A 20,038-nucleotide genomic window follows, 5' to 3' on the forward strand; every position below is an offset into this window, starting at 1 on the left:
TAGGCGTGGCCCTGCAGTCTGGCAAACCTCCCCGCAGCCTCGCCACGGATATGTCAGGCAGCCGCCCGGACTTTCAGCGGATCATAGTTGAGAGACGGTGCCAGCCACCGTTCGACTTCGCTGACATCCATCCCCTTGCGACGGGCATAATCCTCAACCTGATCCCGCTCGATCCCCCCGACGCCGAAGTAGCGGCTGTCCGGATGGCTGAAATAGAGCCCCGAAACACTGGCCGCCGGGGTCATGGCAAAACTCTCCGTCAGCGCTGCGCCAATGGCGGTTTCCGTATCCAGTAACTCGAACAGGGTTCGTTTTTCCGTATGGTCCGGGCAGGCCGGATAACCCGGTGCCGGACGGATGCCGCGATAGCCTTCTTCGATCAGCTCGTCGTTGCTCAGCTGTTCATCAGCAGCATAGCCCCAGAATTCTGTCCGGACCCGGCGGTGCATGTCTTCTGCCAGCGCTTCGGCAAACCGGTCGCCCAGCGCCTTGACCATGATCGAACTGTAATCATCGCCTGCCGCCTCATATTCGCTGGCGATCTCGTCAATGCCCGGCCCTGCTGTCACCGTGAAGCCGCCCAGCCAGTCCGGCTGACCGGCATCAGCCGGTGCGATGAAATCAGCCAGACAGAAATTTGCCCGGCCACCTTCCCGGCGCGCCATCTGCTGACGCAGCATATGAAACCGGCGCTGTTCTGACTGACGGCTGTCGTCGCTGTAGATCACGATATCTTCGTCACAGGAAGCGGCCGGCCAGAATCCGACCACCGCAGCCGGTGCCACACGGTCATCAGCGACCAGTTTTTTCAGCATCTCCTGCGCATCACTGAACAGTTCCCGCGCTGCCGGACCCTTGACCGAGTCTTCGAGAATTTCCGGATAACGACCCTTCATGTCCCAGGCAGAGAAGAACGGCCGCCAGTCCATGACATCAACCAGACGGGACTTGTCGTAATTCGCAAATACCCGCGTGCCGGTAAATACCGGGCGCGGCGGAGTATAGGACTTCCAGTCCGGTGCAAAGGCATTGGCCCGGGCGGCTTCGATTGCGACCCGTTCTTTTCGTTCCCCCTGCGAGGCATAGGCTTCGCGGACCTTGCTGTATTCTGCTGAAACCTCGCCGGCGATCTCCTCGCGGGAGCCGAGCAAACGGCTGGCAACACCGACAGCGCGGGAGGCATCGGGCACATAGATCACCGGATGATCGTAATTCTGGTCGATCTTGACGGCCGTATGCACCTTCGAGGTTGTCGCGCCACCAATCATCAGCGGCAGGTTCATGCCTGCCCGCTGCATTTCCGACGCCACATAGCACATCTCGTCAAGACTGGGCGTGATCAGTCCGGACAATCCGATGATGTCGGCCTTTTCCTTGCGGGCCTCATCAAGAATTTTCTGGGCCGGTACCATGACGCCCAGATCAACCACATCATAATTGTTACATTGCAGCACAACACCGACGATGTTCTTGCCGATGTCATGCACGTCGCCCTTGACCGTCGCCATCAGGATCTTGCCCTTGGCCTGACGTTCCTCGCCTTCGCTTTCCTTCTCGATGAAGGGCAGCAGATAGCCGACACCCTGTTTCATGACGCGGGCGCTTTTAACCACCTGGGGCAGGAACATCTTGCCGGACCCGAACAGGTCGCCGACCACATTCATGCCATCCATCAGCGGGCCTTCGATGACATCCAGCGTGCGGGTCGATGCCAGACGGGCTTCCTCAACATCCTCGACGATGAACTGCCCGATACCGTGAACCAGCGCATAGGTCAGCCGCTCCGTCACCGGCGCTTCACGCCAGCGCAGGTCAACTTCCGTCTTCTTGCCCGCCCCGCGATAGGTTTCTGCCAGATCGACCAGCCGCTCGGTTGCGTCGTCACGCCGGTTCAGGACGACATCTTCAACGGCTTCGCGCAGATCAAGCGGGATATCTTCATAGACGGCCAGCTGTCCGGCATTGACGATACCCATATCCATACCCGCCGGAATGGCGTGATACAGAAACACAGAATGCATCGCCTCGCGGACCGCATCATTTCCCCGGAACGAGAAAGAGACGTTCGACAGGCCGCCGGAAACATGCACGCCCGGCAGCGTTTCGCGAATCTTGCGGGTCGCCGTGATAAAGGCGTTGGCATAATCATTATGCTCATCAATGCCGGTCGCGATGGCGAAGATGTTCGGGTCGAAGATAATGTCTTCCGGCGGAAAGCCGACCTGATTGACCAGAATATCATAGGCCCGGGTACAGATATCGACCTTGCGGTCGACCGTATCGGCCTGACCTTCTTCATCGAATGCCATGACAACAACAGCAGCCCCGTAACGGCGTACCAGTCTGGCCTGCTCAATGAATGCGGCTTCGCCTTCCTTCATGCTGATCGAATTGACGACACCCTTGCCCTGCAGGCATTTCAGACCGGCCTCGATAATTGGCCATTTCGAGGAATCGACCATCACCGGCACCCGGCTGATATCCGGCTCGGAAGCGATCAGGTTCAGAAAGCGAACCATTGCGCCCTGCGAATCCAGCATCCCGTCATCCATATTGACGTCGATGATCTGGGCACCGTTTTCAACCTGCTGGCGGGCGACTTCGACCGCGGCTTCATAATCACCGTTCAGGATCAGCTTCCGGAATCTGGCCGAACCGGTGACGTTCGTGCGCTCACCGACATTGATAAAGTTACCGATCATGACACCACCTCAAAGGCTTCCAGTCCTGAAAGACGCAGACGGGGTGGCACTTCAGGGATCGCCCGCGGCGCAAAAGGACGAACCGCCTCTGCAATGCAGCGGATATGGTCCGGCGTCGTGCCACAGCAGCCGCCGACGATATTCACCAGCCCCGACTTCGCCCATTCCCCGAGATGCTCTGCCGTCGTTTCCGGCCGCTCGTCATATTCACCCAGTTCGTTGGGCAGGCCCGCATTCGGGTAGGCACTGACCCGGGTATCGGCGACACGCGACAGGTCAGCCACATGCGCCCGCAGGTCAGCCGCACCAAAGGCGCAGTTCAGCCCCACCGCAAAGGGGCGGGTATGACGGACGGAATTCCAGAACGCGCCAACCGTCTGCCCGGACAGATTCCGCCCGGACATGTCTGTCACCGTTACCGAAATGATGACCGGAAGGCGAGCGCCCCGGCTTTCATAAACTTCCTCGATAGCGAACAGGGCAGCCTTCGCATTCAGGGTATCAAAAATTGTCTCAACCATCAGAATGTCCGAGCCACCATCAATAAGGCCATTCGCGGCCTCACTATAGACGCCGACCAGTTCGTCGAAGGAGGTATTGCGGAACCCCGGATCCTCAACCTTCGGCGAGACCGAGGCCGTGCGGTTGGTCGGCCCCATGGCACCGGCGACAAATCGCGGCCGGCCATCTGCCGCCTCTGCCGCTGCTGCGGCCTTGCGGGCAATCCTCGCGCCCTCGACATTGATCTCATAAGCGGCGTCCTGCAGGCCGTAATCCGCCTGCGACAACCTGTTCGCATTGAAGGTGTTTGTCTCGACGATATCCGAACCGGCGTCAAAATAGGCCCGGTGAATGCCTTCAATGGCATCGGGCTGTGTAAGGTTCAGCAGATCGTTATTGCCTCTCAGATCGCTCGGGTGATCGGCGAAACGCGTCCCCCGGAAATCGGCTTCTGACAGCCGGAGGCCCTGAATCATCGTTCCCATCGCGCCATCCAGCACCAGAATGCCGGAACGGGCCGCCTCATCCAGCCGTGACTGGATATCTGTTTCGTTCGTCATGCTGCCTGCCCTCCGGAGTCAGACCGGGTCTTTGGCCGCACACCCAGCATATGGCAGATGGCGTAGGACAATTCGGCCCGGTTCAATGTGTAGAAATGAAATTCAAAAACCCCGTTCGCCATCAGCAGCTGACAGGTCTGCGCCGCCAGCGAGGCCGCAACCAGGCGACAGGTTTCCGGGTCATCATCAATCCCCTCGAACAGGTCATGTACCCAGTCGGGGATCGCCGTGCCACAGGCTCCGGCAAAGCTTTTCAGCCGCCCGAAATTGGTGACCGGCAGGATGCCCGGTGTAATCGGAATGGTGATCCCTGCCGCCGCGGCCCGGTCGCGAAACCGCAGAAACACTTCCGGGTCGAAGAAGAACTGGGTGATCGCCCGGCTGGCACCGGCATCAATTTTGCGCTTCAGATTGTCGAGATCGGAATCCGCGTCACGGGCTTCCGGATGAACTTCCGGATAAGCCGCAACCGTGATGTCAAAGTCGGCAACGCGTTTCAGACCCGACACCAGATCCACCGCAAAAGGATAGCCGCCGGGATGTGGCTCATATGCCTTGCCGATGGTCGGCGCGTCGCCACGCAAGGCCACGATATGGCGCACACCGGCATCCCAGTAATCCCGGGCAACCGCGTCGACTTCTTCACGGGTCGCCGCAACACAGGTCAGATGTGCTGCCGGTTTCAGGGAGGTTTCATCAACCAGACGGCGGACGATACTGTGCGTCCGGTCCCGGGTTGAGCCCCCGGCACCATAGGTAACCGAAACAAATTCCGGCCCCAGCGATTCGAGACGACGTGCCGCCGTCAACAGGGACGCTTCCAGCGCATCGGTTTTCGGGGGGAAGAACTCGAAAGAAACCGTTGGCGGCTCGGGTGTTCCCTGAAAGGAAAGCTCGAATGGCCAGGTGACAGGATTCTTCAGATCGCGATCAGGTGTCGATGCATTCATCGGTGTAACTTTGTAACGTTTTCATGTTCAGGAATATCTTCGGAATTCCGGTCGTCCCCGGCCCGGGTTGCTGACCAGAGGCCGACAGTCAGCGGCTCACCAGGCAGATGCACGGTCCGGTGCGGCACAAGACCGGCCTGGCGGAACCAGCCTTCAATGACATCATCCGAGAAACCAAGCCTGCGGTGATAATGGGTATCCCGAAGGTCTTCGAGTTCGTGCGGTGCGAAATCGACAACAATCAGCTGACCACCCGGTCGCAGAACCCGTGCCGCCTCGGCAATTGCCACATCCGGATGTTCGGCATAATGCAGCACCTGATGGATCACGGCGACGCTGAAGGTCGCATCGGCCATCGGCAACTCATACATGTCGCCCTGCCGGAGCGACCAGTTGCTGAGCGGCGTGTTTTCCAGATTGGAGCGGGCGACAGTCAGCATGTCTCGGGAGGTATCAACACCGACGGCCCGGCTGCTGCGCTCTCCGAAAAGGGCAATCATCCGTCCGGTACCGGTACCGATATCCAGAAAATCTTCTACCCCATCCGACGGCAACAGGTCGGCAATGGCTTCTTCCACCCGCAGGTCGCCAACATGCAGCGACCGGATCATGTCCCACTGCTTTGCATTCTGGCGGAAATACTCGTCAGCCAGCGCCGAACGTTCAGTCTTTACAGCCTCGAGTCGCTCCCGGTCACGACGGATAACCGGGTCATCTTCCGGCAGCAGGCCAATCAGCGCACCCGCCAGCGCACCCGGCCCCAGACCGCCGCTGCGGGGATGCTGTGCCAGCCGGTAATAGGCCCAGCTGCCTTCACGATGACGTTCCAGGAGCCCGGCGTCACAGAGCACTTTCAGATGCCGGGAAACCCGTGGCTGGCTCTGTCCGACAATCCGGACCAGATCGCTGACAGCCAGTTCAGAATCGGCACAAAGAGCCAGCAGACGAAGTCGGCTGGGCTCTGCCGAGGCCCGCAAGGCGGCAAGAAGCTGGTTTAGCATCGCATGCTCCAATAATTCTATGCCGATATAAACATATCTTTATATGATGGACAAGATGATTTGAGAATCTGCCGCGCGACAAATCTGCAACAGTGATGCAGCAGAGCATCGCCTGATGACATTTTAGGTGTTGGCGAGATTAAGGCCTCTGTGATACCTATCCCCTACTATGTCTGCGGAAATAGGCGTCAGCTTTACGTCTGTTGTCTTTTCCTGCTGGCGTAATCAGGGTTGGTTTATGGCGATGAAACGGGGCCGCACGTCTATGAAGTTGTTGATTCCAAACAATTATAGCTGGATCAAAGGCCTTGCAGTTATCGCGATGCTGGCACTTTCTGCCTGTGCAACACCGCCGCCTGCCGACGATCCGGAAGCCGTCGCTGAATATAATGAAATCAACGATCCGCTTGAGCCGACGAACCGCGTCATCCTCGAAGCAAACCTGTTTTTTGATGATATCCTGCTGAAGCCACTCGCGCAGGGTTACCGGTTTGTCCTTCCTGAGCCGGCCCGGGACGGGATCCGAAACGCTCTCGACAACCTTCGCTCGCCAGTCATTCTCCTGAATGATCTGCTGCAGGGCGAATGGGAACGGGCATTCCAGACCACGATGCGGTTTTGCATCAACACCACCATCGGTATTGGTGGCCTGTTCGATGTTGCCAGCGACCTCGGCCTGAAAAGCCATGATGAAGATTTTGGCCAGACGCTTGCCGTCTGGGGTGCGGGCGAAGGCCCCTTCCTGATGCTGCCGCTGTTTGGTCCGTCCAACATCCGTGACGCGGTTGGCCTGGCTGTCGACAGCTTCAGCAATCCGTTCACCTACTACTTCGACAATATCGGCTACGAATGGGCAAATTACACCCGGACGGGCCTGACGGCGCTCGACAAGCGGTCACGTAATCTTGAACTGCTTGATGAGCTCGAAAAAACCTCCCTCGACTTCTATTCTGCCCTTCGAAACCTGTATCGCCAGCGTCGGGCGGACGAAATCCTGAACGGCCAGCCTGGCGCCAATACCACCGCTCCGGGCGTCACCTTCCAGTTTGATGATGGCAAGCCGCGGAACGAGACATTGTTGAAGAACTAGGCCATGGACCTCGTCCTCCGGTCCCCGCTGGCCTTACTGAAATCGATTGCTCTGGCGGTTACGCTGGTTTCCGCCAGCCTTTCCGGACCGGCTTCAGCTGCCAGCCCTGAACAGTTCATCGACAACCTGGCCCGGCAGGCCATTGCCATCACCAACCAGAACATTGCCCAGCCCCAGAAGATCGAACAGTTCCGGGCGCTGCTGAATCAGGGCTTTAATGTTCAGGGTATCGGTCAGTTTGTCCTCGGGCGATACTGGCGCGCGGCGACTGAGGCAGAACGTGCCGAATATCTGCGCCTGTTTGAAGACTATATCGTCCACTCCTACGCCAAACGCTTTGACGCCTATCAGGGCGAACAGCTTCAGGTGAATGGCGCACGCCAGGACCCCGCTTCAGGCTCCGTAATGGTCGGGTCTGTCCTTCAATCACCGGGCGGTGGTGAACCGGTACGGATCGACTGGCAGCTCCAGCCCGCCGGCAGCAGTTACCAGGTGGTTGATGTTGTCGTCGAAGGGGTCAGCATGGGCGTCACCCAGCGGTCGGAGTTTGCCTCCGTCATCCGGCGCGGTGGTGGTAAGGTTGAAACCATTATCGACGCCCTGAAAAAAATTCTGGCGAACATATAAAGCCGCCGGAATTTCACAAATAACCCCAGGCGACCAGGACATCCCCGGATACCGGGAGAGAATTTACTTGATCGGAAATCATATATCGCTAAATTGAACATTGTTCATTTAAGGATAGCTTCATGGGAAGAAGATCTGATCACAGCCGTGACGAACTCTATGTCATGGCGCTCGACGCAGCCGAAAGCATTGTCCGCGAAGACGGCTTCCCCGCACTGACAGCCCGCAAGGTCGCGGCCAGAATCGGCTATGCCGCCGGTACACTCTACAACATTTTCCACAATCAGGATGACCTCATCATCCATCTGAACGCCCGCACACTGGGTCGCCTCGATGCGGAAATGCGACAGGTCGGACTGTCCGGAAATCCCCGGACTGATATCCTGGCGCTCGGTCGTGCCTATGTCAGCTTCATCAACGATAATGCCGAACTCTGGCATGTCCTGTTTGATCACCGGCTTGCGGACGGTCTGGAACTGCCGGACTGGTATGTTGCCCGGATCGACCGGATGATGGCCATGGTGGAAGACGCCCTCTCTCCCCTGTTTCCCATCGATGCCTTCGAGACCCGGCGTTCTTCTGCCCGAATGCTCTGGAGTGCGGTGCATGGTGTCTGCTCGTTGTCGACCAGCGGCAAACTGGGCATTGTGAGTGATGTTCCGCTCATGGAAACCGTCGACAGGCTGATCACAGTCCTTCTTCAGGGCATGGCAACCACGGATACGGAGACGCGCTGATGCCGACACTCCTTAACACCCGGCGGTTTCTGCCGCTGTTCATCGCCCAGTTCCTCGGTGCGGCGAACGATAATTTCTTCAAGAATGCCATGCTTGTTCTGGTGGTCTTCCGGCTTGCCGGAGAAGCCGGGGTGAACGGCAGCGAGATCGTCAATATTGCCGCGGCCCTGTTCATCCTGCCGTTTTTTCTGTTCTCCGCCCTTGCCGGGCAACTGGCTGACAGAATATCAAAATCAAGCCTGATCGGCTGGATCAAACTTGCTGAAATCCTGATCATGGGACTGGGCGTCGCCGCCTTCCTCTCCGGTGATATACGGATCATGCTGGCCGTATTGTTTCTGATGGGAACACAGTCTGCCTTCTTCGGACCGGCGAAATACGCCATCCTGCCAGAGCTGCTGGCCGAGAAGGAACTGGTTGCAGGCAATGCCCTGATTGAGGCCGGAACTTTTCTTGCGATCCTTGCCGGGACCATTGCCGCCGGACTGATTATCCTGACGGATGACGGACTCACCCTGTTTGCCGTGATCATCATGATACTGGCCGTTGCCGGCTGGGCGGCCAGCCGTGCCATCCCTGCAACAGCCGCGCAGAACCCGGACATGAAGGTCAGCTATGACATGGCTGGCCAGACCTTCCGCATCCTGCGGGAGGCCGCGCGTAACCGGTCTGTCTTCCTGTCGATCCTCGGCATCAGCTGGTTCTGGCTGGTCGGCGCGACATTCCTTGCCCAGTTCCCGGCATTCTCCCGCGATATTGTCGGCGGTGATGAAACCGTCGTTACCCTGTTTCTGACCACCTTCTCTGTCGGTATCGCCATTGGATCAGCCCTCTGCAGCCGGCTGACCCGCGGCGAGATATCCGCCCGTCTGACTCCCTTCGGTGCGATCGGCATTACGCTGTTCGCTATTGATCTCTGGCTGACAGCACGCGGCCTCTCCCTCCCCGACGAAGGCCTGATCTCTGCCGCAGAGTTTATTCGTGCCACCGGCGGCATACGGCTGCTGGTCGACCTGACCGGCATCGCCATTGCCGGTGGTATCTTCATTGTACCGCTCTACGCCATTCTGCAGGCCCGCAGCAGCAATGCCGACCGGGCCCGGATGATTGCCGCCAACAACATTCTGAATGCCCTGTTCATGGTTGCCGGGGCGCTGGCGGCCGGAGCCGCACTGGCCGCCGGGCATGGCATCACCGACCTCTTCCTGGGTATCGCCGTCCTCAATGCCGTTGTCGCCCTTTATGTCTGCCGGCTGATGCCCGCTGAAATGCTGCGGGCCGTCATGCAGGGCATCCTCAAGATACTCTACCGGGTGCGAACCAGCGGTCTCGACAATATCGGGAAAGCCGGCCCCCGGGCCGTCATCGTGGTCAATCATGTCTCGTTCCTTGATGGTCTGCTGCTGGCGACTTTCCTGCCCGGCAATCCGGTTTTTGCCATCAACACGCATATCGCCCGCCGCTGGTGGGTGAAACCGTTCCTTGCACTGGTGGATGCCTTCCCGCTGGACCCGACCAATCCGATGGCGATGAAGGCCCTGGTTGCCGAGGTAAAGAAAGACCGTCATTGCGTCATCTTCCCGGAAGGCCGGATTACCGTCACTGGCGCCCTGATGAAAGTCTATGAAGGGCCGGGGCTGATCGCCGACAAGGCCGATGCCATGGTTATTCCCGTCCGTATCGATGGCGCCCAGTACACGCCTCTGTCACGGCTGAAGGGCAAGATGCGGTTGCGCTGGTTTCCGAAGGTCCGTCTTGTTGTTCTGGAACCTCGCAGGTTTGAGCTGGCCGATGATCTGGTTGGGCGGAATCGCAGGCGGGCCGCAGCAGACAAACTCTATGACGTGATGTCGCGCATGGTCTTCGAGACCTGTGACACCGACAGCAATCTGTTCAATGCCCTGCTGACCGCCCGCCGGATTCATGGCGGCAAACACGAAATTCTGGAAGATACAGAACGCCGGCCCATGAGCTACCGCCGTCTGACCACCGCCGCGCTGGCGCTTGGCCAGCCGCTGTCCCGTCTGGCCGGTCCGGGAAAATCTGTTGGTGTCATGCTGCCAAATGCCTCCGCTGCGGTCGTCACCTTCTTCGCCCTGCAATCTATTCGCCGGACCCCGGCCTTGCTGAACTTCTCGACCGGCCTGACCAACATGCTGCATGGCTGCAAGGCTGCCGGAATTGATGTGGTCATCACCTCCCGTCGCTTTGTTGAAATGGCAAAGATGGAAGAAACCGTCGCCGGTCTGGAGGCAGAAGTTCGCATCGTCTATCTGGAAGATCTGGCAAAACTGATCGGCAAAGCCGCGAAACTGAAGGCCGCCATCCGTTCCACTCTCTATCGTCTCGGCATCGGGAAAAGCCGGGCTGCGGCCAACGATCCTGCTGTCATCCTGTTCACATCCGGCTCGGAAGGCACGCCCAAGGGAGTTGTTCTGTCGCACCGGAACCTGCTGGCCAACCGCTACCAGATGGGGGCCGTGCTGGACTTCAACCCGACGGACATCGTGTTCAACGCCCTGCCGCTGTTCCATTCCTTCGGCATGACCGGAGGGATGTTGCTGCCGCTGCTGTCGGGGGTCAAAACCTTCGTCTATCCCTCACCCCTGCATTACCGGATCGTCCCGGCACTGGTCTATGACACCAATGCGACGATCATGTTCGGAACCGACACCTTCCTCAATGGCTATGCCCGTTCTGCACATGCCTATGATTTCTACAGCCTGCGATATGTTTTCGCCGGCGCGGAAAAAGTGAAGGATGAAACACGCCGGACCTGGTCTGAACGCTTCGGCATCCGCATTCTTGAAGGCTATGGTGCCACAGAAACCGCGCCGGTCATCGCCGCAAACACGCCGATGCATCACCGTGCCGGATCGGTTGGCCGCGTGCTGCCCGGTATAGACTGGCGGCTGGAAGAGGTCCCCGGTGTTGAGGAAGGCGGGAAACTGCATGTCCGCGGACCCAACATCATGCTCGGCTATCTGAAATCCGACAAACCCGGTGATCTGCAACCGCCGCCGGGGGATGAATATGATACCGGTGATATCGTCACGGTCAGCGATGACGGATTCGTCACCATCATCGGCCGTGCCAAGCGCTTCGCCAAAATTGCCGGTGAGATGATCTCGCTGAACGCCGTGGAGAATCATGTATCGAAGCTGTGGCCTGATCACGCCCATGCCGTCGTCAGCATCAGTGACCCGAAAAAAGGCGAGGCGCTGGTGCTGATCACCGAGAAAAAGCGCGCCGGAAAAAAGACCCTCTCCGACTTCATCCGCAAGCAGGGGGGCACCGAACTGATGGTCCCGAAGCAGATCATCCAGCGCGATGAACTTCCTGTCCTCGGCACCGGCAAACTGGATTACGTCTCGCTGGGCAAGATTGCCGCCGGAGAGGAGCAGAAATGAAGGCCGGATATCCGGCTAGTCCGACGTCACCAGATCCAGTCCCGGAATCTCGGTAAATCCCCGACGGGCTTTCATGTCATCAAAGGCCCGGCGTTTGGCCTCCCGGGAGCGGTAGGCATGTTCCCGCATCAGGGCCTCAACCCGGGCCCCTTCGCCACGGATCAGGGCCTGAAGAATTTTCACATGTTCGTCATGGCTGGTCCGCACCGCCGACAGCATCAGGTCCGGTGCGTGCAGGTTGAAAGCCAGCGCACCGGCCGACGCCAGAGGGATCCGGTCATTGGTCTCGATTGCCTTGGCCAGGGCCGCATTGCCACTGGCTTCGACAATGATGTCGTGAAAGCTGACATTCAGCTGCGTCCATTCCGCCGTATCCTCATAGGACAGGTAGCCTTTTTCCATAATCCCGTCGCTGCCGGTAATACAGGCTTCCAGTTCCTCCCGGTGCGCGTCGGACAGGCCTTTTTCAGCCACCAGCCTTGCCGCCATGCCTTCCAGCACGCCCCGGGTATCAATGGCATCCGCCACCTCGTCGATGGAGAAGGCGCGAACCGCAAAACCGCGACGGCTGGCGCCGGTCAGCAGGCCTTCCTGTTCCAGAATGTTCAGCGCCAGTCGCACCGGTGTCCGCGAGACACCCAGCTGCGCCGAAACCGGAATTTCCGCGATCCGCTCTCCCGGCTGAAACGCGCCGGACAAGATCATGTCACGCAGCTTCAGGGTCACGAATTCAAGGTTCGTTCCGCCACGATCACCGGACTGCCGGGTCTCTGCTGAAGAGGTCATCTTTCTTTCTGTCCCACGCGATTCAGTATCAGGTACATAGCGGCCATCATGCCGGCAGACGGCATTCGACCATCAGCCCGTGGCGTTCACGGTCGCGCACCGTGACAGTGCCGCCATGCAGTTCGACGAACTTGCGGACAATGGTCATGCCCAGACCCGTGGCAGGGCTGTCGCCCGCGCCATCCCGGGGGCCGGTAAAGCTGCCGAACAGATCTTCCGGGTTGCGCCCCTGCAGCCCCAGTCCCGTATCGCCAACAGCCAGAACCAGCGATCCGTCGCCGTCTTCATCTCGCCAGGCCGTAATCGAAACGCGACCGCCGGGAGGCGTCAGTGCCAGGGCGTTACAGACAAGATTATACAGCGCCTGCTGCATCCGGCGTTCATCCACCTTCAGCCAGCCGATATCCGGCATGACATCAAAGTTCAGGGCAATCCGCCGCCGGTCAGCCAGTGCCCGGGTCCGGTTCAGAACACCAACGACAAGAGCGTGAATATCAACGCGGCTGATCTCCAGATCAACCTGTCCGGCCTCAACAATCGCAAGATCAAGAATATCGTCCACCAGCGACGTCAGTTCACGGCCAGACCGCAGAATGGCATCGACATAATCAACCTGACGCCCCTGCAGTTTACCGAACATGCCGCCGCGCAGAACCTCTGCAAAACCTTGCAGAGCGGTCAGCGGGGTCCGGACTTCATGCGAGACATTGGCAATGAATTCCGACTTCAGCCGGTCTGCCGCCGCGAATGCCTCTGCCCGATCTTCCAGCGCCGCCTGCATCTGCACATCGCTGGTAACATCCAGCAACGACAGCAGGATCGCGCCATCCGGTAACGGCACGGCCAGCGCATCAAAGGAACGCCCGTCTGTAAAGTTCAGCCGGAGGCGGCCATCCTGTCGTCCGGACAGGCAGGACAGCAACAACTGGCGCAGGGCTTCATGGTCATCCGCATCCGCCATGCCCGTCTGCAGGCTGTGCAGAAAGTCATCGATATGCGGCGACAGACCTTCGGCTTCCAGTAACGCCCCGAAATCCGGCCAGGATTCACGCAGGCGGGCGTTGGTCAGCAAGACCCGGCCGTCTTCACCGAACAGCACCGCCCCTTCAAACAGGTTATCCAGCGTCTTCTGCTGAACCGCAGCAACCGCGTTCAGGGAGGTCTGGAGATCCAGCCGCGCGGTCTGGTCCTCGAACAGGAAACACCGCCCGCCATCTCCGCCATCAACCACCAGCCGGCGCAGCACCCGCCCATCCGGCAGATAGAAATTCTGATCCCGGGGAACCGCACCGGGCTGAAACAAAGCGAGCTCGCCATCCCGGAAGGCCCTGAAATCAACCTGTTCCTCGATCTGCCGGGTTGAGCGGAAATGCTCCAGAACCTTAAAATAACGCGGTTTTGCCGCAACAAATGTCTCGTCCAGACTGAACATGCTGCAAAATGTCTGGTTTGCGTCGATCAGGTTTGTGGTTTCGTCATACCGGGCCCAGGCCAGATCAACTGCATCGAACTGCAGGGCCGGGGATAAATCACCGGCACTGGCAGGCTGCATGACTGGTGCCGTCTGCGGCAGAGACTCGGGTGCAGGCCGGTCAAAGCGGGCACTGAACACGGTCACCTCACCATCAGAACGCCAGAGCAGATTCAGCGTTCCCTCGCCACCAGCGAGATCAAAGATATCTTCGTCATCTGTCCCCAGCAGATCAGCCGACAACAATCGCAGGCCCTCTGCCATCTGCGGAGAAAGCGCGACAAAGGCATCATTTTCCACAACCATCCGTCCGGTCAGGTCCATCGCCCAGGCCGGATTCATGTTTGCGGCCAGCGCCAGACGCAGGGGCGCGCGGTCCGGCGCGGCCTGCGGTGCGGCCTCGTCAGGAACGGTGTTATCCCTGTCTTCCGGCAGGGAAGTCTCCGGCGCATTGCCACGGACCGAGTCAAAAAGGCTGAAACGTCTGCTCATGGCATCATGATAGCGCAGTTATGCCCTGACGCATGCGGCATTTCTCAGATTGCCGGCAGGCGGACTACAAAACGCGCACCGGATGTCGCCCCTTCCTCATTCCGGCGGTTCTCGGCGTAAATCCTGCCACCATGAGCTTCGACGATCTGCCGGGAAATGCTGAGGCCAAGACCGGAATGGTTCCCGAAATCCTCACCCTCCGGGCGGTCGGAATAGAACCGGTCAAAAATACCGGTCAGCTTGTTTTCCGGGATGCCCGGCCCGTCATCTTCGATCAGAATGACAATCTCGCCGCCTTCCATACGGGCGGAAAGCTCGATCACACCATCCGGCGGGCTGAAGGAAATGGCATTGCCGATCAGATTGCGGAGCACCTGCACAATCCGGCCTTCCATGCCGGAGACCATCAGGCGGTTGCTGTGGAGATGCAGCACCATACGCTGACCACCGTCTTCAGTGCTGGACTGATGGACATCGACAAGGGTTTCCAGGATCCGGCCGATATCAACCGGCTCGCTTTCCGCCCGGGACAGTTCCGCATCCAGCCGCGAGGCATCGGAAATATCGCTGATCAGCCGGTCCAGCCGCTTCACATCCGCCATGATGATCGACATCAGGCGTTTCTGCTGTTCCGGATCTTTCACCCGTGCCGCCGTTTCGACGGCACTGCGCAGGCTGGTCAGCGGATTCTTGATCTCGTGCGCCACATCGGCGGCGAAACTCTCGATCGCATCCATCCGCAGCCAGAGCGCCTCGGTCATGTCTTTCAGGGCACCGGACAGATCGCCGATTTCATCACCCCGCGCGGTCAGGTCGGGTATTTCCATTCGCCCGCCCTGCTGGCGGCGCACGGCCTCGGCAACGGATGACAGGCGTTTGATCGGGCGGGCAATGGTGCTGGCGAGATAGATCGACAGCAGCACCGTGATACCGAAGGCACCGGCAAATACCTGCAGGATGGTGGTCCGCACCTCGAACAGATTATGCTCGATCTCGGCCCCGCCCTTGGTCAGTACCAGCACACCCAGCACCTTCTTGTAGCGCTGGACCGGCACACCGACACTGATCACCAGCTGGCCTGCCGGAGTCTGACGGAGTGCCTCGGCCGGTTCTCCCCGCAGGGCACGTTCTGCCTCCGCGAAGTCATCCAGACTGACATCCCCCCGGTCGACGAAGACCGGCAGCTGTTTTTCATCCGGCACCAGCATGGCGATGATGTGATAGAAAAACCGCAAGGTCAGTTCGAGCACGGATTCCCGTTCCGGCGGCGGCAGATCCTCAATGACCACCAGCCGGCCCGACCGCAGCAGATCCTGACTGTCGGCGATCAGCGCACCATTGGTTGCAAACAGGCGTGCACGGGTTTTCGTCGTCTGCACCAGACGCCGCACCATGCCGCTGACAATATCAGAGCGGAATTCCTGGACGGCGGCGGCATCCGTGGTGACAGCACCTTCACCAAGGGCGGCAGCAAACAGTTCGCCCTGCACCCGCAATGCCTCGGTTTCCGAGGCAATCAGGCTGTCGCGATATTCATCCAGATAGAGCAGGCCCGCCGCCAGCAGGCAAAGGGCTACCGCATTCACATAGAGAATACGCCGGGTCAGAGGCGAAAAGGCACCCCGCCGCCCGGGACCACGCGGGCGTGACTTGAAGCGGGAGCTGTAGAGCCGGTCTTCCGGTTTGGCGGCAAGCGACGGTTCAGCCGAACGGTTACGACCAAGGGACGGCATACGCCGCACCTTCCCTCGTCCCGATTCCGTTCGTTCCAGTCCGCTCAAACAACTGCCCCTTCCCCGGCGACGTGACTATTCCGTCGCGTCAATTGTCCTTGTAGCGATACCCGACCCCGTACAGGGTTTCAATCTGGCCGAACTCGTCATCCACCACCCGGAACTTCTTCCGCAGCCGCTTGATATGACTGTCGATGGTCCGGTCATCAACATAGATATGTTCGCCATAGGCCGCATCGATCAGCTGGTCACGGTTCTTGACGTGACCGGGCCGGCGGGCCAGCGCCTGCAGAATCAGAAATTCGGTTACCGTAAGATCGATCTGCTCACCGTTCCAGGTGCAGAGATGACGACCCGGATCCATCATCAGCCCGTCACGACGGATGACGTTCTTCGAGCTTTCCTCCGCATCAGCGACGCTTTGCGTTTCATAACGACGGATTACCGCCCGGATACGCTCGATCAGCAGGCGCTGGGAGAACGGCTTCTTGATATAGTCGTCAGCCCCCATACGCAGGCCGAGCAGTTCATCAATCTCATCATCTTTCGAGGTCAGGAAAATAACCGGCAGGGAGGAATTCTGCTTCAGCTTGCCAAGCAGCTCCATGCCATCCATCCGCGGCATCTTGATATCAAGGACCGCCAGCTCCGGCGGCTTGCGCATCAGACCGGCCAGCGCTTCCTCACCATCTGCATAGGTGTCCACCTTGAAACCTTCGGCTTCGAGTGCCATCGACACGGAAGCGACAATATTCTGATCGTCATCGACAAGTGCAACTGTATGCGCCATGGGAAATCCTCCTGAACAGGCCCTTCATATGAGTATAGTCTGTCGCCCCGCAATATGGCTGAAATAAAGCAACCATGGGGTTATTCGGAGAATTCCGGCTGAAACTGGCCGTTTCAGATAAAAAAGAACGGGGCGCGGTGGGAAAACCACGCCCCGCTACAGTTCGGGACAGAAGCTGTTATCTGCTGTCCGGCTACTTCACCAGACCGACTTCCTTATAGAATTTCAGAGCACCCGGATGGTAGGGAACCGGGTTGGCTTCATGCATGGACTTCGGCGCAAAACGATTGAACGCGCCGAAAGCGGCGGCAAGGTCCGGCTTGTTTTCGTACATCACCTTGGTCAGCTCATAGACCGTATCCTCGGACACATGCGCACCAACGATGACGAAAAAGTCGACCTCGATCATACGGGTCGGGTCATCAACGACCCCGGTCAGTGCCTTCGACGGGGATTTGGCAACAATGCGGCCCGACGGCAGGGCTTTCGAGACAGCCTCCGCCGCACCCGCTTCATCACCCAGCGACAGATAGCGCCAGCCACCGGACATTTCCGCCATGGCCTTTTTGCCGACACCGACATTCATCGGGATCAGCGCCGCATCAATCTTGCCCTGTGACAAGGCGTTGATCGCGGAGACAAAATTCGGCATCGGGACTTTCTTGAAATCGTCCTGCGTCAGACCACCGCTGGCCAGTGCCGCATCCGTATAATAATGGAAAATCCGGCCCGAGGCATAGCCGCTGGCGATCTTCGCACCTTTCAGGTCGGCCAGTGACTTGAAGGGTGAACCGGCAGCAACCGCAAAGGAAGTCTGCGTCGGGAACGCAACACCAACCATACGAATGTTCGGGTTGGCAAGACCGTCAAACACACCCTCACCCTTATGAGCGAAAGCGGCTTCACCACCATTTGCCAGACCGAAGTCCAGCCGGCCCTGATTGATCATCGGGATAAAGGTGGACGACCCTGCAAACGGTGCCACGCGATATTGTTTCCCGGTCTTCTCGCTGACCACCTTGGCAATGGCAGAACCCATCGAATAGAACAGCGCACCCTGCGGATTGGTGCCAATTGTAACGGTCTGACCGAAAGCCTGACCGCCCAGTGCGATGACCCCGGCAAAAGCTGCCAGGACTGTGTTTCTGACTGACATTATCGATTCCTCATCCAGTTATGATATAGTTTGGCCCTGCCGCCTGAGCGGAAGAACAGAAGCAGTTCGACAGCAATGACCGTCAGGCCCACAACGCAGGCCAGCAGTTGTCCGGTCATCAGATGATCCTCACCAGCCACCCCGGCTGCAGCGAGGGCGACCCCCAGACCAGCCACACCCCAGATCATCCGGAGGGCGGGGGAGAAGTTCTGTACGAAATAGCCCGCCAGCGCGCTGCCGATAAGCAGCACAGCGACGATCAGGCTGGCGCAGACCATGATGATTTCAGTCGCTGTGCCGTCACCCAGCAGGGCCGGATTTCCGACAAAGACGATTGGCACCACATAGGCGATCCAGCCAAAACGCATGGCACTGAACCCGGTACGGACAGGGTCAGACCCGGAGATTGTCGAGGCCGCGAACGCCGCCAGCGCAATGGGCGGGGTAATCATCGACATCATGCCGAAATACAGAATGAACAGATGCGCCGCCATCGGCTGGATACCGGCGGCCACCAGCGCCGGTGCCACCAGTGCTGCCAGCAGCACATAGACGCCGGTTGTCGGCATGCCCATACCCAGCACGATGCTGACCAGTGCCGCCATGAGCAGCAGCAGGGCAATCTGTCCTTCACCCAGTTCGGCCAGAGCCATGGTAACGGCGAACCCGCCGGCCGTGATGTTCAGAATGCCAATGATGAAACCGGCACAGGCCACAATGACAACCAGGTCAACGACGGTTTTGCCCGCAGCCGAGATACAGTCGACAAAACCCCGCAGGGTCAGGCGTTGTCCCCGATAGGATTTGAACAGGGCCGGGACCGCAATCGCGATCGTGCCGTAGATCGCCGAGACCTCCGTCGGAATGCGCAGAATGAACAGCGACCCCAGCAGAACCGCAAAGGCCCCGATGAAATGCCAGCCCTCCCGCAGGATGGTGCCGACCGGGCGCGGCTGGCTGTCCATCGGGCGCAAACGGTCGCGGCGGGCCAGCAGATCAACCTGCATGAACGCTGCGATGAAATAGAAAGCTGCCGGAAGCAGGGCCGCCAGCGCCACATCCGCATATGGCACTTCCAGAAAGGTCGCCATCAGGAATGCCGCTGCACCCATGATCGGCGGCATCAGCTGACCACCTGTAGAGGCCACGGATTCGATTCCGCCCGCATCCTCCGGGCTGTAGCCGGAACGACGCATCAGGGGAATGGTGATAACCCCGGTCGTCACCACGTTGGAGACAGCACTGCCGGAAACAGACCCGAACAGGGCAGAGGCGATCACTGCAATCTTCGCCGGTCCGCCGACCTGACGGCCCAGGCAGGCGCTGGCAAGTTCGATGAAAAATTCGCCGCAGCCGCTGGCGACCAGAACACCGCCGAAAAAGACAAACAGAATGACGATCTCGGCCACAACCGCCAGAGGTGTCCCCAGCATCGCGTTCGGATCAAAGGTGAGATAGAGCAGCAGGTCCTGCAGGCTGGTTTCAATCCCGGTCAGGGGAGACGGCGCCAGATGTCCGATCAGCGCGTAAAGCATGAAGGAAGAGACAACGATGAACATCATCATCCCGGTCAGCCGCCAGAGGGCAATCATGACCACCGAGGTCACCACGATACTGATGGCCTGCATCTCGACGGTGCGGAAGGCAAAGCTCATCTGGTATTTCGGGTAGCCAAAGCTGATCAGAAACAGCAGCACCACGGCAGCAAGGCCAATGACAGACAGCAGCGCCATCCGGAGCCCACTGTCATTTTGTGCCGCCGCCTGAAAAAAGGCAGCCGCCAGCGCACAGCCAAGCACCGCAGACAGAAACTGTTCGCGGGATATCTCAAGCCCCACTTCCGGCGCGATCTGCAAGGCCCAGAGCAGACTGAGCAGCACCATCGTCCCGGTCAGAATCTTTGCCACTGCAGACAGAACGGGCCATCTGACGGGCGTCAGTGTCTCCGCTTCACCATCGGAAATAGCTCTGCCCGGGTGGTCATTCGATCTCATCTGTTTCCTGGCCCAACGATATTTTATCGATTATTATT

General features: G+C 59.1%; 12 protein-coding genes and 1 pseudogene. 4 read left to right on the plus strand and 9 right to left on the minus strand.

From position 1 onward, the window contains the following. Positions 1 to 53: 53 nt before the first annotated feature. The 3 genes and pseudogenes from metH to GH722_05975 all read right to left on the minus strand — a co-directional run bounded on the left by metH (position 54) and on the right by GH722_05975 (position 5,714). Positions 54 to 3,763, minus strand: a pseudogene (gene metH / locus GH722_05965) (methionine synthase). Beyond that, positions 3,760 to 4,713 carry a methylenetetrahydrofolate reductase gene (gene metF / locus GH722_05970; GenBank protein MRG71304.1) on the minus strand — a complete coding sequence of 318 codons (954 nt, stop codon included), beginning with the start codon at positions 4,711 to 4,713 and terminating at the stop codon, positions 3,760 to 3,762. Before metF ends, metH begins: the two are co-directional and overlap by 4 nt. Then, a complete protein-coding gene (locus tag GH722_05975; GenBank protein ID MRG71305.1) occupies positions 4,710 to 5,714 on the minus strand; it encodes a metalloregulator ArsR/SmtB family transcription factor in 1,005 nt (334 codons plus the stop codon). Before GH722_05975 ends, metF begins: the two co-directional genes overlap by 4 nt. A gap of 265 nt (positions 5,715 to 5,979) precedes the next feature. On the opposite strand from GH722_05975, the gene GH722_05980 reads away from it, so the two are divergent. The 4 genes from GH722_05980 (at position 5,980) to GH722_05995 (ending at position 11,578) form a co-directional block, all read left to right on the plus strand. Then, positions 5,980 to 6,804, plus strand: a complete 825-nt coding sequence (locus tag GH722_05980) for a VacJ family lipoprotein (GenBank protein MRG71306.1) — start codon at positions 5,980 to 5,982, stop codon at positions 6,802 to 6,804. A gap of 3 nt (positions 6,805 to 6,807) precedes the next feature. Beyond that, entirely contained in the window at positions 6,808 to 7,431 is a 624-nt protein-coding gene (locus tag GH722_05985) for an ABC transporter substrate-binding protein (GenBank protein ID MRG71307.1), read from the plus strand. 122 nt (positions 7,432 to 7,553) lie between these two features. Beyond that, positions 7,554 to 8,168 carry a TetR family transcriptional regulator gene (locus tag GH722_05990; protein MRG71308.1) on the plus strand — a complete coding sequence of 205 codons (615 nt, stop codon included), beginning with the start codon at positions 7,554 to 7,556 and terminating at the stop codon, positions 8,166 to 8,168. Further along, positions 8,168 to 11,578, plus strand: coding sequence for an acyl-[ACP]--phospholipid O-acyltransferase (locus GH722_05995; GenBank protein ID MRG71309.1), 3,411 nt, complete (start codon positions 8,168 to 8,170; stop codon positions 11,576 to 11,578). The genes GH722_05990 and GH722_05995 overlap by 1 nt, the downstream gene beginning before the upstream one ends. 15 nt (positions 11,579 to 11,593) lie before the next feature. Here GH722_05995 and GH722_06000 read toward each other — a convergent pair whose 3' ends face one another. From GH722_06000 to GH722_06025, 6 genes are all read right to left on the minus strand, one after another. After that, positions 11,594 to 12,364, minus strand: coding sequence for an FCD domain-containing protein (locus tag GH722_06000; protein ID MRG71310.1), 771 nt, complete (start codon positions 12,362 to 12,364; stop codon positions 11,594 to 11,596). A 46-nt stretch (positions 12,365 to 12,410) separates the two neighbouring features. Next, the gene (locus GH722_06005; GenBank protein MRG71311.1) at positions 12,411 to 14,327 is read right to left on the minus strand and encodes a sensor histidine kinase; all 1,917 of its coding nucleotides are present in this window, start codon (positions 14,325 to 14,327) and stop codon (positions 12,411 to 12,413) included. 44 nt (positions 14,328 to 14,371) lie between these two features. Continuing rightward, positions 14,372 to 16,060 (minus strand): HAMP domain-containing protein, encoded by a 1,689-nt coding sequence (locus tag GH722_06010; protein ID MRG71312.1) that lies wholly within the window; start codon positions 16,058 to 16,060, stop codon positions 14,372 to 14,374. An 88-nt stretch (positions 16,061 to 16,148) separates the two neighbouring features. Further along, entirely contained in the window at positions 16,149 to 16,850 is a 702-nt protein-coding gene (locus GH722_06015; protein MRG71313.1) for a response regulator, read from the minus strand. A 193-nt stretch (positions 16,851 to 17,043) separates the two neighbouring features. Next, entirely contained in the window at positions 17,044 to 18,006 is a 963-nt protein-coding gene (locus tag GH722_06020) for a TAXI family TRAP transporter solute-binding subunit (GenBank protein MRG71314.1), read from the minus strand. Then, a complete protein-coding gene (locus GH722_06025; protein MRG71315.1) occupies positions 18,006 to 20,000 on the minus strand; it encodes a TRAP transporter fused permease subunit in 1,995 nt (664 codons plus the stop codon). Before GH722_06025 ends, GH722_06020 begins: the two co-directional genes overlap by 1 nt. Positions 20,001 to 20,038 lie beyond the last annotated feature (38 nt).

The organism is Alphaproteobacteria bacterium HT1-32 (assembly GCA_009649675.1).
Classification (GTDB): Bacteria; Pseudomonadota; Alphaproteobacteria; order Rhodospirillales; family HT1-32; genus HT1-32.